The organism is Nocardia sp. NPDC049707, from assembly GCF_040674855.1.
Classification (GTDB): Bacteria; Actinomycetota; Actinomycetes; order Mycobacteriales; family Mycobacteriaceae; genus Nocardia.
This window is the reverse complement of sequence record NZ_JBFANN010000005.1, coordinates 26,111-41,321: the sequence shown is the minus strand read 5'-3', so window position 1 is coordinate 41,321 and position 15,211 is coordinate 26,111. Positions and strand designations below refer to the sequence as shown.

Here is a 15,211-nt window from a genome sequence, read left to right as displayed (position 1 = left end):
GTTGTGCGGTGGGGAGTTTCGATGATCCACCGCCGGATCACCTTGCGGCACTTGCACAACACGGCAGCTGGGCCGAAGTCCGGCCGCTATTGCGGCCGATTCTGCGTCCGACGACCTATAAACAGGCAGCGAGAGACGATCTGCTGCACCGCTGGCCCGAGGCCGCCGAGATCGACACCCGTTTCCTCAGCCGCCCGGCCTTCCCGTTCGTCGACGAATTGGTCGCGATCGACCTACCGAGTGCGCGATCGGTCATCAACTACTCGACCCTGGCACTCTGGTCGGTCTCGGCCGACGAGGTTTTCGCGGCGGCCCGAGAAAATCTGGAAGCCATTGCGCAGCCCCATGATCCACGCGGCAACGCCATCCTCTCCCGCACCGATCGCGATGGCAGCGCATACCTCACCTCCTGGCCGCTCGCCCCTGGTTGGTTGGCGAGCTTCAGCCGGCGCTACGCCGGCCGACGCCCTGTCGTCTTCATTCCCGATATCGACACCCTGATCGTGGTCCCTGATATCCCACACCTGCTCGCCCGCATCTACCGCCAGGTCGAGCAACAGTATGTGGACGCACACCATCGGCTCTCGCCCCAGGGCTACACCCTCGACGCGGACGACACCGTCGTCCCCTTCGACCGCGCGGGCCGACACCAACAGCACCGAACCGCCGTCCGCGCGGGATACCGCCTGGCCATGTGGGAATACGCCGTCCAGGCCCACTGGCTCAACCGGGCGCTCGAACGCGACCTCGAATTCACCCGCTACAACCTGGAGATGGCCATCGTCGGCGAGATAAAGCTGGCAGGCACCGATACCCGCCCCTACACCTACACCGTCTGGGGCGAAGGCGTCGACTACCTGCTCCCTGCCGCCGACTACATCAGCTTCGCCAGCACCGACGCCGACAACAATGCCGTTCTCATTTGCACAGTCCCGCTCACCGCCGCCCTCGAAATAACCGGCCTCACACCGATTCCCGCCATGTCCCCCATCCGCTTCGAGGCCCGCTTCTGGCCCGATGAAACGATGCTCACCCAGTTGAAGCAAGCCTCGGTCGCCCTGTGAATCAGGCCGGGACTCGGTCCGCGAAGCACTCACGCGCTGGCCCGCATACCAGCGATGTCATTTGACGCACCCGGCCAACGAGCTAACTCACCACTAACCTACGGCCGAAGGTTGTTGACTTGGATTACTGTGGCGGCGTGGGGTTTACCGAATACGGGCCGGGTGATGTCGTCTACTTCCCGGAGGGACCGTTCAGCGGAATCTGCGGGGTCGTGCGGGAAGTCAACGCCCATCGCGCCGAACTGCGCATCGACTTCGGCGAGGGCCTCGTCCACCGGGAAGGAGGCGTGCTGCGAGAGCGGCGCCACAGCCTGACCGTCGGATTCGACGAGGTCGAGTTGGTCTAGGAAACATCACCCGCCGAGCACGCGACCTATTCGGTCACGGCGCCGAATCCTCTCAGACTCCAACCACCCCGGGACCTACATGCCGTACTGCCCCACCTCGAGCATGAGGACATGGCCATGATGGCCGATTTCGTCACCGAGTAGTGAGCTGTTGTTCGAGGAGGAAGCATGTCGTTGACCGCCAAAGGACTTCGAACCAACGGGTGGACCGCTCCGTTGGGAATCGACAGCCCAGCTCCCGTTTTCTCCTGGCTTCCGGTCACCGATGATGACGCGGAGCAGGTCGCATACGTGATCGAGGTGTCGTGTTCGGAGCGTTTCGGTGTCGAGCTGGTGTGGTGCGGCGGCCGGGTCGAGTCGGCGTTACCGTTCGATGTGGCTTACCAGGGGCCGCCACTGCGGTCGCGGTGTCGCTATCACTGGCGGGTTCGTCTGGAGGATTCCCAGGGTGGTACCGGGCAGTGGAGCGATCCGGCGTCGTTCGAGACCGGGGTGCTGGATCCGGCGTTATGGTCCGCACAGTGGATCACGGCGGCGCCCCTGACGTTGCCGAGCACCGACGCCGCGGTGTACCTGCGCGGTTCGGTCGAGTTGACCGAGGAGGTCGTGCACGGGCGGGCCTATGTCAGCGGGCTGGGCTGGTATCGGTTCTTCGTCAACGGTCGCGATCTGACCGGCGCAGCGCTTGTTCCGCGGTGGACGCCGTTCGACAAGATCGTCGAGTATCAAACCTACGACGTCTCGCAGAACTTCCGACGTGGGCACAACATCATCGCGCTGGCGATCGGCGACGGCCGCTATCGGGGGCGAATCGGTATGAGCGCCCGGCGCGCGGTGTACGGGGATCGGCTTGCGGGATTCGCGCAGATCGAACTGGCCTTGGCCGACGGCAGCACCGTCACTGTCGTGACCGATACGAGCTGGCACGGGGGACCTGGACGGATACTTGCCTCGGACCCGATGCATGGTGAGCACATCGACCTGCGTATCTCGGACGACGACTGGCTGATCGGCGACAACCCGCCCGCGCGGATGTCGCCGGTAGAGGTGCTGCCGCCGGCGTCTCGCTCGCTGGTGGCCGAAGAACTCCCGCCGGTACGCGAGATCGACGCGCTGACGCCGCGAACGATCACCCGGTTGCCGTCCGGTGCGCAGATCGTCGACTTCGGCCAGAACATGGCCGGCGTGGTCCGAATCCGGCTTTCCGGACCCGAAGGCTCGCAGGTCCGGCTCACCCACAGTGAACTACTCGCTCCCGACGGAGAACTCGACCTGACCTACCTCGACGCGCCGCCCGTCATGAAGGTCGCGCCGCAGCGTGACGAGGTGACGCTGGGTGGTCGTGTCGAGTGGATCGAACCGTGGTTCACCATTCACGGATTTCGCTATATCCAGGTCGATGGGCTCGAAGACACCCTGTGCCCGGATGACGTGCGAGCGGTGGTGTTGTCCACCGACCTTCCGGTCGCGGGCACATTCGAGTGTTCCGACCAGCGCCTGAATCAGCTGCAGCGCAACGTGTTGTGGGGGTTGCGGTCGAACTTCACCGATACCCCGACCGATTGCCCCACCCGTGAGCGGTCTGGCTGGACCGGTGACGTCCAGGTATTCGCGCCCACCGCTGCTCTGCTCGTCGATGCGCACGGTTACCTGAACCGCTATCTGCGAAACCTGGCGCTCGAGCAGTTCCCGGACGGCACCGTGCCACCGTTCGTCCCCCGCGAAACATCCACGTTCCATGGTGGGCGGAATCGACTCGTCCGGATCACGGCGAGCGCGGTCGGCTGGGGCGACGTCGCCGTCATGCTCCCGTGGACGCTCTATCGGTATTACGGCGACGCGACGGTGTTGCGCCGCCAGTACGACAGCATGCGGCGGTGGGTCGACCATCTCGAGCACACCGCCCGGACGAAGCGTTCACCGACACGGGTGCTGCGCAAACGTGTCGGTGCGAGGGAGCGCTACATTCTCGACACCGGTTTTCATTGGGGGGAATGGCTGCGACCCGGCGAGCCCTTCGCGGTGCTCGCACGGGATCTGTTGTGGCACCGGCCGGTGGTCGCGACGGCGTACTTCGCCCACTCCACAATGCTGATGTCCCGTATCGCCGAGGTGATCGGCTCGACTGCCGATGCCCAGCACTACGCCGAGTTGTCCGAACGGGTCAGGGACGCATGGCGATCCGCGTTTGTGCAGCCGGATGGCCGGATCGGGGCGGACCACCAGGATGATTACGTGCGTGCGCTGGCATTCGATTTGCTCACCCCGGAGCAGCGTCCGGGGGTCGTCGAACGGTTGACGCAGCTGATCGAGCAGGCAGGCAATCATGTCGGCACCGGCTTCCTGAGCACGTCGATGATCCTGCCGGTCCTTGCCGACAACGGCCGCGCGGAACTGGCTTTCGACCTGTTGTTGCAGACGACCAGCCCGTCGTGGCTGCACCAGATCGAGCGTGGCGCGACGACGGTCTGGGAGACCTGGGACGCCTACGACAAGAACGGCAAAGGCAAAGGATCGCACAACCATTACGCGTTCGGCGCGGTGGTGCAATGGCTGATCGAAGGGATTGCGGGAATCACTCCCGCCGAGCCAGGTTATCGCGTCGTCCGGGTCCAGCCGTTCGTCGGCGGTGGCCTCACCCATGCATCGGCATCGATTACCACCCCTTTCGGGGCCGCCCGCAGCAGTTGGCGGGTGGACGGTGAGCGGGTCGAACTGGACGTGACGATTCCACCGGGGGCGACCGGAGACATCCGGCTCGGCGACGGCCGGGTCGAGCGCGTGGGGGCTGGGACACACAGATTCGAATGGAAGGCCGGCTGAACGCTGCGACATCGGCGGCCGCAATGTCACATCGGATGCCGCAACACCCTCTATCGCTGGGGTGTCAGGTGAGACAGCTTTGAGATTGGATTTCATTCCATTGCATTTCATTCCGTTCACGGGGATGAAATGCAATTACGGTGGGAGCGGAAGCCGGTCAGGCGACGACACGCATATGTCGGGACCAGCAGAAAGCGCTCGGTATGCGGCATGTGGGTGCGTTCGGCGACATGACCGTGTTGTTCAGTGGCGGTGACAGACTGTGCTGATGACTGACTCGATGCGGCGCCGGGGTCGGCCGGCCAGACTGTCCCGCGAGGCGATTGTCACGGCCGCACAACAGATCGTGGAGTCCGAAGGTATCGACGCGTTGACCATGCGCCGCGTCGCGGATCGGCTGTCGAGCTCTCCCACGGCGATCTACCGGCACGTGCGTGACAAGGACGAGATGCTGCTGGCGCTGCTGGACGACATTGCGGGTGAGCTCGGGCGGCCTGATCTACCCGAAGACCCGCGGCAGCGACTGGTGGTGTTGTGGCGGCTGCTGTACGACACTCTTGCTGCGCGCCCCTGGTTGGTGGGTGTCCTGGTCGGCGGGGATCTTGCCAGCCGGGCGATCTTGTGGGTGGTCGAGGAGATCTTGCAGGCATTTTTGGCCTGCGGCCTGGACCGCGAGCAGGCGGCGTCCGCATACCGCGCGGTGTGGCAGTTCACGGTCGGCGTCCTCACCATCCGGAGCGGGTCCGATCGAGCCCGCTCCGACCCGAATCAGCCCGGTCAGGCGCGCATGATCATGGAAGCCGATTCGGAACTGACCCCCACAATCGCCGCGCTGGCCGCTGACTGGCCGCATCCATGGGAGAACTACAACTACGGACTCACCGCGTTGCTCGATGGTGTGATCGCACGATCTTGACACTCCACATCTATTTGTTAACGTGTTAACAAATAGATGTGGAGGACTCGTGGAAGACGTGGACGTTGTGGTGATCGGTTCGGGCGCAGCCGGTTTGGCTGCTGCGCTCGCGGCCGCGGACGGCGGGGCCGAGGTTGCGGTGCTGGAGGCGTCCTCGCGGTGGGGCGGCTCGACGGCGGTCTCGGGTGGGCAGATCTGGGCGCCGGCCAACCATCGAATGCAGGAGGCCGACTGCCCCGACTCCGCCGAGAGTGCCCTGACCTATTGCCGCGCCGCGGCCCCCGGGCGTGCGGACGACCTGGTCGAGACGTTCGTGCGGACGACGCCGGAAACGGTGCGATTTCTCGAGGAACGCACCCCGATCGAATTCTCGGTGGTCACGGCATATCCCGACACTTTCGTCGAGCTGCCGGGCGGCCATTCGTCCCGCCACATCGAGGTTCGCCCGGTGGCTGTCGGCGACCTCGGCGTAATCGACGAACTAGTCTGGCCAGCACCGCTTTTCGCACCGGTACTTACCAATCAAGAGGTGTTCGAACACAGCCTCTTCGCCGGCGGGCGGCCACCGCTGGAACTGATTGCGCAACGCAGCTCGGACGAGGTGGTGACCCTAGGTGCAGGCTTGGTCATCGGGCTGCTGCACGGCTGCCGGGCCATGGGAGTCGGTCTGGTGCGCGGATGCCGGGCGGTCGAATTGCTCCGCGCCGACAACGGCCGGATCGCGGGTGTCCGCGCCGAACAGGACGGTGCCGCCCGCACACTACGTGCCCGGCGCGGTGTCATCCTGGCCACTGGTGGATTCGAACACGACTCCGACCTCCGGTCGCGATTGCTGTCCGGGCCGCTCACACACCCAGTGACCCCGCCGGTGCAAAACGGTGACGGCCTGCGGTTGGCGGGACAGATCGGCGCGGCGATGGCATACCCGGGTGAGTACTGGTCTTGGCCCGCCTACCAGGTCCCCGGCGCGGTCTGGCCCAACTCGGACGCGACACCGCAGGCACAATTGGTGCTGCCGGAACGGTCACTGCCACACGTGCTCTGGGTCAACGCCGCCGGGCACCGGTTCGTCAACGAGTCCAGCCACAACTGCGCCGCCGCGTTCGCCGAACTCGACCCCAACACCCATCGGCTCAGAAACCTGCCCGCCTGGGCGATCGGCGACGCTCAGTTCCGTGCCAAGTACTCGGTCGCAGGGATCCCCGCAGGCTCGCAGGCACCGGACTGGCTGATCCAAGCGGACAGCATCCACGACCTCGCCACTCTTCTCGGCATAGCCCCGGACGCCTTGGCGAGCACCATCACCCGATTCAACAACATGGCCGCGACCGGTCGCGACGAGGATTTCGGCCGCGGACGCTCTCGCTATGAGCATGCTTTCGGAGACCCTGCCGCGGTGCATCCGAACCTCGGCCCAGTGGCCGAGCCCCCCTTCTTCGCCCTCCCCATCCACCCGGGAGCGGTCGGTACCAAGGGCGGAGCTCGTATCGACCGGCATGCCCGCGTTCTCGATTGGACAGGACACCCGATCCCCGGCCTCTACGCGGCGGGGAATGCAGCCGCGGCCGTCTTCGGGCCCGGCACCATCGCGGGGGGACTCACGATCGCCTCCGCCCTCACCTGGGGCCGCATCGCCGGCCGCGACGCGGCACGAACCTACTGAACTACTTTCCGATCAACAAGGAGTACACGCATGTTTCTGATCACGGCAGCTACCGGAAACGTAGGCCGGGCCCTCGTGGAGCGGCTCTACGCCGCAGGCGCCGACGTCACAGCCGTCACTCGCAACCCCGCAGCCGCTGGCCTGCCTCCAGGCGTCGAGACGGTATCGGCGCTGGACGGACGGTTCCCGCTCGACGGGGTCGCCACGGTATTCCTCAACGCCGCCGCGGTGCACGGCACCGCCGAGCAGTTCCTGTCTCGAGCGGTCGCGCACGGTGTGCGGCGCATCGTGCTGCTGTCCTCCGCATCGGTGCTCGACGACCATCCCGACAATCACACCGGTATCGCACACCGGGAACTCGAACGCCACATCGAACAGACCGGACTGGAATGGGTATTCCTCCGCTCTGGCATGTTCGCCACCAATACCGTGTGGTGGGCACCCCTGATTCGTACGCACGGCGTCGTTCGCGCCGCCCATGCGCGGTCACGTATCGCTCCGATCCATGAGCAAGACCTGGCTGCCGCAGCGGCCGCCGCGATGTTGGAAGACAGTCTCGCCGGGACTGCACCCGTACTCACCGGACCGGAGCTGATCAGCCAAGCCGGACAAGCGGAGTTGATCGGTGAAGCCCTCGGCCAACCGGTCCGGTTCGAAGAAGTCTCGCCCGCCATCGGTCACCGACTGCTGACGGAGCAGCACATCCCGCCCCACATCGCCGACTCACTGCTGCGGTACTACCACCGCGCCATCCTGCACCCGATCGAACCGACGCCCATTTCGACGATCCTGCCCTCGGAACAGCCACGCACCTATCGACATTGGATCCACGACCACCGCGCGGACTTCGCGGCGCCGTAGCGGATGCCCGCGATCGACGCCATCAACGACCCTCATCCGCCTTCGGGATCCGGCCAACGGGGCACGGCGGCCGACGCAACCAACCCGTCGGACCTACCTCACATCGGCATCAGCGATCACTCGCTCCTGCTATGTGAAGGGTGAGCGTGTACGACTAGACCGGGCCCCGATCAGATACCCGTAACCAGCACCCCACCGACACGGCTTCCAAGCCGTGCGCGCATGCGGCTCCACCTGGCACATGGGCTGTGCCCACCGCAGCACGAAAACGGTTCGGATAACTACACAAAACGCAACAAAGCCGCAGGTATTGACCTGCGGCTTTGCTGTGCGGTGGAGCCTAGGGGAATCGAACCCCTAACCCCTGCCTTGCAAAGGCAGTGCTCTGCCAATTGAGCTAAGGCCCCGAATTCCCTACTGTCCGAAGACAGTTCAGCGGGTGGTGACTTCGTGCCACAGGTCCGCATCGTCGCGCTTGCGCAGCTTGGTGATCCCGATGAGAACCGCGACTACGAGACCGACCGTGAGAATAATTTTCATGAATCCCACCCTACTTGTGATGTCCGGGAGTGGGCCTAGGAGGACTTGAACCTCCGACCTCTTCGTTATCAGCGAAGCGCTCTAACCGCCTGAGCTATAGGCCCCTATTATTCTCGTTCGGATACCTGCCGGAGCTGCTAACCGAACCGAGGCACGAGATTACCTTACCCGTCCGCCGTTAACCAAAACGGCCGGTCACCGCCCTACGAGAGGGCGGGGACCTGCCGCGTCGACGCCGTTCTAGTCGGGGTCGGCCAGGGTTACCTGGATACCACCGACAAGGTCACAGCACTGGTTGTAGATGAAGACACCGACGGTCGACAATGCGGTGAAAAGCACCACATTGATCAGCCCGATGACACCCGCATAGCCGAATACCGAACCGGCGTCGACCAAACCGACTGAGCCGCTGTCGGAGGAGACCATATCGGTGAAGGTGCTATTGAGCCGCTCCCACACACCCATGCCCTCGAGCACGATGTAGAGCAGACCGACCGCGAGCATCCACACAAAGAACATGGCCACGCTGATCACCAGCGAGATCTTCAGGGTCGACCACGGGTCGATCCGGCGGATCTGCACGGTGGCCCGCAATGGCTCACCCGAGGTGACAGCCGCCGCGACCGCGACCGGAACCGCCGGTGAGACCGGTGCGGCGGCCTTCGGGCCCGGGGTCTCGACCGGCAGCGGGTGCCGGATCTCGGACAGGTCCGGCATGTCCTTGATCAGTTCCGGGCGCGCGATGCTACGGGTCGGTCCGTCGATGCCGACGGACTTCACCATCGCCGCTTCCTTACGCGCCGCCTTGGCCGCGAGATCCGCGGTGGTGCGGGCATTGCCGCCACCGAGACCGGCGCTACCGAGGCCGCCACTGCTGAGCCCACCACCGAGTCCACCACCCGGGGAATTCGGGCGACCGGTCACCGGCGACTGCCCAGGGCGGTACAGGTTCGACTGCGGCTCCCGCTGCGGCAGTTGCGACCAGCCCTCCTGGAAGGGCGACTGACCGCCGCCGTTCGATGGCGAGCGGTCGCCTGCCTCCGGAGCGGCCGACTCGCCAGAGTTACCCGGCCGAGCCGGGCGCTCGTCGGCACCCGAGCTGGACTCCGGCGCGTTGAACGCGACTTCGCCTGGCTGGCTGTGCATTTCGTGCGGCTGGGCCCCTCCCTGCGGGCCACTCGGCTGGCCGTTCTCGGCCGATGCGACCGGCCGTGGGATCGGCCGCGGCGGAATCGGTGACGGTGCGATCCGTTCGGTTACACCGTTCGTCGGGTGCCGCTCGTCGTTCGGCTGATTCGTGGTCAATGGGAATCCTTAGATCCGTTCGTTGCCGCCGCTGTGGGGTTACTGCTCAGAGGAACCGGTGTCGCCGTTTCCGCCGACGATCGAATCAGGATCAGGTTCGTCGGCATTGCGCGCGATAGCAAGCAACGTATCGCCATCGGCAAGGTTCATCAATCGCACGCCCTTGGTCTGTCGTCCAGCCTTACGAACCTGCTTGGCCGCCGTCCGGATAACGCCACCGCCGGACGTGATCGCATACAACTCATCCTCGTCGTCGACGATGAGCGCACCGACCAGGGTGCCACGCTTGGTGTCGTATTGAATAGTCAATACGCCTTTACCGCCACGGCCCTGCGGGGTGTATTCCTCGATCGCGGTTCGCTTGGCATAACCGCCGGAGGTCGCGACGAGCAGATAGGTATCGGCGCGAACCACATTGAGCGACAACAGTTCATCGTCGGCATTGAACCGCATGCCTTGCACACCGGAGGTGGCGCGGCCCATCGGACGCAGTGCCTCATCGGTGGCGGAGAAGCGGATCGACTGGCCACGCGCGGAGACCAGCAGCAGATCGTCATCGGCCGAGCACAGTACGGCGCCGACCAATTCGTCGTCGTCGCGCAGGTTCACCGCGACGATGCCGCCACTGCGGTTGGAATCGAAATCCGACAGCTTCGACTTCTTGACCAGGCCGTTCTTGGTGGCGAGCACCAGGTAGGGCGCATCTTCGTAGCCCTTGATCTGGATGATCTGGGCGATCTTCTCATCCGGCTGGAACGCCAGCAGGTTCGCGACGTGCTGACCGCGCGCGGTCCGGCTGGCCTCGGGCAGTTCGTAGGCCTTGGCTCGGTACACCCGGCCCTTATTGGTGAAGAACAGCAGCCAGTCGTGCGTGGAGCTGATGAAGAAGTGCTTGACGATGTCGTCCTGCTTGAGGCCCGCACCCTGCACGCCCTTACCGCCGCGCTTCTGGCTGCGGTACAGGTCGGTCTTGGTGCGCTTGGCGTAACCGGTCTCGGTGACGGTGACGACCACATCCTCGCGGGCGATGAGATCCTCATCGGCCATATCGCCGTCATTGGCCACGATCTTGGTGCGCCGCTCGTCGCCGTACTTCTCGACGATCTCGACCAGTTCGTCACGCACGATCGCGCGCTGCCGCTCCGGCTTCTCGAGAATGTCCTTGAGGTCGGCGATTTCGGCCTCGATCTTGGCCAACTCGTCGATGATCTTCTGCCGCTCCAGGGCCGACAGCCTGCGCAACTGCATATCGAGGATGGCGGTGGCCTGGATCTCGTCGATATCCAGCAACTGCATCAGGCCGGTGCGCGCGGTTTCGGTATTGGCCGAACGCCGGATCAGCGCGATGACCTCGTCCAGCGCGTCCAGTGCCTTGACCAGACCGCGCAGGATGTGGGCCCGTTCCTCGGCCTTGCGCAGCAAGTACCTGGTACGCCGGATGATGACTTCCAACTGGTGCTCGACGTAGAGCCGGATCATCTGATCCAGGCGCAGCGTGCGTGGCACGCCGTCGACGATCGAGAGCATATTGGCACCGAAGCTGGTCTGCAGCTGGGTGTGCTTGTAGAGGTTGTTCAGCACCACCTTGGCAACCGCGTCGCGCTTGATGGTGACCACGATCCGCATACCCGCGCGGTCCGAGGACTCGTCGTGGATATCGGAGATGCCCGCGATCTTGCCGTCCTTCACCTGCTCCGCAATGGAGTTGATGAAGTTGTCGGTGTTGACCTGGTACGGCAGTTCGGTGATGACGATCGTAGTGCGGCCGCGGTTGTCCTCTTCGATCTCGACAACACCGCGCATCCGGATCGAACCGCGACCGGTGGTGTAGGCATCCTGGATGCCCTGACTACCGACGATGAGGCCGTAGGTCGGAAAGTCCGGACCCTTGACCCGTTCCATACAGGCGGCCAGGGTCGCCTCTTCGTCGGCGTCGTAGTTCTCCAGCGCCCAGTAGATCGCCTCGGCCAACTCATTGAGGTTGTGCGGCGGGATATTGGTCGCCATACCGACCGCGATGCCGTTGCTGCCGTTCATCAACAGGTTGGGCACCCGGCTGGGGAGAACCGTCGGCTCCTGTGAGCGACCGTCGTAGTTCGGCGTGAAATCGACCGTCTCATGGTCGATTTCCCGCAACAGCTCCATGGCCAGCGGGGTCAGGCGGCATTCGGTGTACCGCATGGCGGCCGCGCCGTCATTGCCGCGGGAGCCGAAGTTGCCCTGGCCGTCGACCAGCGGATAGCGCAACGACCACGGCTGGGCCATGCGGACCAGAGTGTCGTAGATCGAGGCGTCACCGTGCGGGTGGTAGTTGCCCATGGTCTCGGCGACCGGACGGGCGGACTTCACATAGCCGCGGTCGGGCCGGTAGCCGTTGTCGTACATCGCGTAGAGCACGCGGCGATGCACCGGCTTGAGGCCGTCGCGGACGTCGGGCAGCGCGCGGCCGACGATCACGCTCATCGCGTAATCGATGTAGCTGCTCTGCATTTCGTTCTGGATATCGACCGGCTCGATCCGGTCACCCGCTCCGCCGCTGGGTGGCAGGGTGGTTTCAGTCATCTAAAAGTCTCCTTTGGCACCGGACGTGGAATTACGCGTCACGCCGGTTACACGTCGAGGAAGCGAACGTCCTTGGCATTGCGGGTGATAAAGCTGCGGCGTGCCTCGACGTCCTCGCCCATCAGGATCGAGAACAGCTCGTCGGCCGCAGCGGCATCGTCGAGGGTGACCTGACGCAGCACCCGCACCGAGGGATCCATGGTGGTCTCCCACAGCTCCTTGGCGTTCATTTCGCCGAGACCCTTGTAGCGCTGGACACCGTCGTCCTTGTTGATCTTCTTGCCCCCGGCGAGACCTGCCTCGAGCAGGCCGTCGCGCTCGCGATCGGAGTAGGCGAACTCCGGATCGGACCGTTGCCACTTGAGCTTGTACAGCGGCGGCTGCGCGAGGTACACGTGCCCGTGCTCCACCAGCGGTCGCATGAAGCGGAACAGCAGCGTGAGTAGCAGGGTCGAGATGTGCTGGCCGTCCACATCGGCGTCGGCCATCAGCACGATTTTGTGATACCGCAGCTTGGCGATATCGAATTCATCGTGGATGCCGGTGCCGAAGGCGGTGATGATCGACTGCACCTCGTTGTTCTTGAGGACGCGGTCGATGCGGGCCTTCTCGACATTGATGATCTTGCCGCGCAACGGCAGGATCGCCTGGTACATCGAGTCGCGGCCGGATTTGGCCGAGCCACCGGCGGAGTCGCCCTCCACGATGTAGATCTCGGACTTGCTCGGATCCTTGGACCGGCAGTCGGCCAGCTTGCCGGGCAGGCCGCCGATATCCGTTGCGGACTTGCGCCGAACCAGCTCCCTGGCCTTCCGCGCCGCCACGCGGGCCTGTGCGGACGAAACCGCCTTCTGCACGATTGTCTTCGCATCGGCGGGATTGGCCTCGAACCAGTGCGAGATGTGCTCGTTGCAGGTTCGCTGGACGAACGACTTCACCTCGGTATTGCCGAGCTTGGTCTTGGTCTGGCCCTCGAACTGCGGGTCGGCGATCTTCACGCTCACGATGGCGGCCAGCCCCTCCCGGATGTCGTCACCGGTGAGGTTGCCCTCCTTCTCCTTGAGCAGTTTCTTATCCTTCGCGTACTTGTTCACCACCGTGGTGAGCGCCGCGCGGAAGCCTTCCTCGTGCGTACCGCCCTCATGGGTGTTGATGGTGTTGGCGAAGGTGTGGACGGACTCGGAATAACCCGAGTTCCATTGCATCGCCACCTCGACCTCGTGACCGGTGCCCTTACCGGTGAAGGAGACCAGCGAGTTGTGGATCGCCTGCTTGGTGCGGTTGATGTGCTTGACGAAGTCCTCGAGGCCACCCGGGTAGTAGTAGGTCCGGGCCTTTACCTTCGGCTCGGCGGTCGGGGCACCCTCGTCGAGGTGCTTGGGCGCCTCCGCGGTTTCGCTGACCACCTCATCGGTGACATCGCCCTCATGCACTCGCTGATCGGTCAGGGTGATGGTGAGCCCCTTGTTCAGGAACGCCATCTCCTGCAAGCGACGCGCGACCGTTTCGAAACTGAAGGTGGTGGTTTCGAAAATGTCCGGGTCCGGGAAGAACCGGATGGTGGTACCGGTGCGTTTGGTCGGTTCGCCCTGGATGAGCTTGCCGGGTTTCGCGTCCTTGTACTCCTGTGTCCAGTGATAACCGCCGTAGTTCACGTCGGCCTCGAGTCGGGTGGACAGCGCGTTCACCACCGAGATGCCGACACCGTGCAGACCGCCGGACACCGCATAGGATTCGCCGTCGAACTTGCCACCGGCGTGCAACTGGGTCATGACCACCTCGATGGTGGGCACCCCTTGCGCATGCATATCGGTCGGGATACCGCGGCCGTCGTCGACCACTTCGACACCACCGTCGGCGAGCAGGGTCACCTCGACCTTGCTCGCATAGCCGGCCATCGCCTCGTCGACAGAGTTGTCGACGACTTCCCAGATCAGGTGATGCAGACCGCGCTCGCCGGTGGAGCCGATGTACATGCCCGGGCGTTTGCGAACCGCCTCCAGGCCTTCCAGAACCGTGATAGAGGAGGCACCGTAGTCCTGCTTGCCCGACGTCGCGTTGGTCGAGCTCGATGCGTTGGAGTCCTTGGCAGCCACTGGTCGGTAGCTCTCCTTACTTGCTGATCCTTGGCGCAGCGATCGGACAGCAGACGTGGGGCCCGGTTTCAGATTTCTGGTCGTGAAGTACGGGTCCACGCGCGAGCTGTACGGAACGCGCCGAAAGTTCGCCGCTAGTTACGCCACCATCCTACTGGTAGACCCAAGCCACAATGCACCTACGACACCCCTAACGGCTCCGTGGCTGAGAGAAATCGGTCGATCGCGGGTCGGATCCGCCTTCAACCTCTTTGAGTCCATCAGATTTGGCCTGAGAGTTGCCTGTGAGGCGGAGTCGCGATCGCGGCCACGCGCGCCGCTGCGCACTGCATATTTCATTCTACGGAGCGGACTCCATGGCTCGCGGCCCGCGGCGTTCCACGTGAAACTGATCGATGTGTCGCCGACCGCCGCTTATCCGTAGGTATCCCGCGGACCTCGGCCTCTGATGTGCCGCTCGCCTTTGCGCCAGCTCGGGGCCGCCGGACCGGCGATCTTCAAAGATGTGACGACGCCCTGTCCCACCGCCGCATTGATCTTCGCCAGGATCTGGCCCTGCAACATGCGCAGTTGGGTGGCCCACGCCGTGGATTCGGCGGTGATGCTCAGCACGCCGTCCTTCAATGTCACCGGAGTCGCATGCGAGGCGATGTCCTCGCCGACCACACCGGCCCAGCGGCCGAACACCATGCCCTCGGCGACCTTGGCCGACCAGCCCCGGTTCTTCGCGATGGCACCGGCCAGACTCGAAAGCAGTTGTGGGTCACGGTCATCGGGCCGCGCGCCCGACCAGCCGGTGCGGCGGCGGGCTCCGGTGCGCAGCCGACGCGGCGATGCCCGGCCCTGCCCGACCGACTTACCGCTGGCCTTGGCAGCCGCCCGCGCCTCCTCGAGCGCGCGCCGCGCCAGATCGATACCGCGCAGTTCCGGTTCCGGCTCGGATGCGGAAGCATTCGATGCTGTTGGATCGTTCACCAGGTCCGCCTCTCCCCGCAGCCGTTCGCGCGTTGGTTGCCGACGCGTCACTGTGCAAT

11 protein-coding genes and 2 tRNA genes are annotated in these 15,211 nt (G+C 64.6%); 6 read left to right on the top strand and 7 right to left on the bottom strand.

The genetic code is table 11. The annotated features are described in order from the left end of the window. Positions 1-8: 8 nt before the first annotated feature. From AB0J29_RS07260 to AB0J29_RS07235, 6 genes are all read left to right on the top strand, one after another. A complete protein-coding gene (locus AB0J29_RS07260; protein ID WP_364780702.1) occupies positions 9-1,064 on the top strand; it encodes a hypothetical protein in 1,056 nt (351 codons plus the stop codon). A 137-nt stretch (positions 1,065-1,201) separates the two neighbouring features. Then, positions 1,202-1,411 (top strand): hypothetical protein, encoded by a 210-nt coding sequence (locus AB0J29_RS07255; RefSeq protein ID WP_364780699.1) that lies wholly within the window; start codon positions 1,202-1,204, stop codon positions 1,409-1,411. 168 nt (positions 1,412-1,579) lie between these two features. Further along, complete coding sequence (locus AB0J29_RS07250; RefSeq protein ID WP_364780696.1) at positions 1,580-4,234, top strand: family 78 glycoside hydrolase catalytic domain; 2,655 nt, start codon at positions 1,580-1,582, stop codon at positions 4,232-4,234. A gap of 268 nt (positions 4,235-4,502) precedes the next feature. Beyond that, positions 4,503-5,150 carry a TetR/AcrR family transcriptional regulator gene (locus tag AB0J29_RS07245; RefSeq protein WP_364780693.1) on the top strand — a complete coding sequence of 216 codons (648 nt, stop codon included), beginning with the start codon at positions 4,503-4,505 and terminating at the stop codon, positions 5,148-5,150. Positions 5,151-5,199: 49 nt separating this feature from the next. Next, positions 5,200-6,813, top strand: coding sequence for an FAD-dependent oxidoreductase (locus AB0J29_RS07240; protein ID WP_364780690.1), 1,614 nt, complete (start codon positions 5,200-5,202; stop codon positions 6,811-6,813). A gap of 30 nt (positions 6,814-6,843) precedes the next feature. Next, a complete protein-coding gene (locus tag AB0J29_RS07235; protein WP_364780687.1) occupies positions 6,844-7,674 on the top strand; it encodes an NAD(P)H-binding protein in 831 nt (276 codons plus the stop codon). A gap of 334 nt (positions 7,675-8,008) precedes the next feature. Here the strand turns inward: AB0J29_RS07235 and AB0J29_RS07230 are convergent. The 7 genes from AB0J29_RS07230 to AB0J29_RS07200 all read right to left on the bottom strand — a co-directional run bounded on the left by AB0J29_RS07230 (position 8,009) and on the right by AB0J29_RS07200 (position 15,152). Then, positions 8,009-8,081: transfer RNA gene (locus AB0J29_RS07230), tRNA-Ala, on the bottom strand. A 25-nt stretch (positions 8,082-8,106) separates the two neighbouring features. Further along, positions 8,107-8,214 carry a DLW-39 family protein gene (locus AB0J29_RS07225; protein WP_364780684.1) on the bottom strand — a complete coding sequence of 36 codons (108 nt, stop codon included), beginning with the start codon at positions 8,212-8,214 and terminating at the stop codon, positions 8,107-8,109. A gap of 30 nt (positions 8,215-8,244) precedes the next feature. Continuing rightward, positions 8,245-8,318 (bottom strand) — tRNA-Ile (locus AB0J29_RS07220). Positions 8,319-8,454: 136 nt separating this feature from the next. Beyond that, positions 8,455-9,519: a DUF3566 domain-containing protein gene (locus AB0J29_RS07215; RefSeq protein WP_364780681.1), complete on the bottom strand. Its 1,065-nt coding sequence runs from the start codon at positions 9,517-9,519 to the stop codon at positions 8,455-8,457. Positions 9,520-9,558: 39 nt separating this feature from the next. Beyond that, positions 9,559-12,081 carry a DNA gyrase subunit A gene (gyrA, locus tag AB0J29_RS07210; protein WP_364780678.1) on the bottom strand — a complete coding sequence of 841 codons (2,523 nt, stop codon included), beginning with the start codon at positions 12,079-12,081 and terminating at the stop codon, positions 9,559-9,561. Positions 12,082-12,128: 47 nt separating this feature from the next. Beyond that, entirely contained in the window at positions 12,129-14,177 is a 2,049-nt protein-coding gene (gene gyrB / locus AB0J29_RS07205; protein WP_364780675.1) for a DNA topoisomerase (ATP-hydrolyzing) subunit B, read from the bottom strand. A gap of 414 nt (positions 14,178-14,591) precedes the next feature. Beyond that, on the bottom strand, positions 14,592-15,152 hold the full coding sequence (locus AB0J29_RS07200; RefSeq protein ID WP_364780673.1) for a DUF721 family protein: 561 nt from the start codon (positions 15,150-15,152) through the stop codon (positions 14,592-14,594). Between the last annotated feature and the right edge of the window lie 59 nt (positions 15,153-15,211).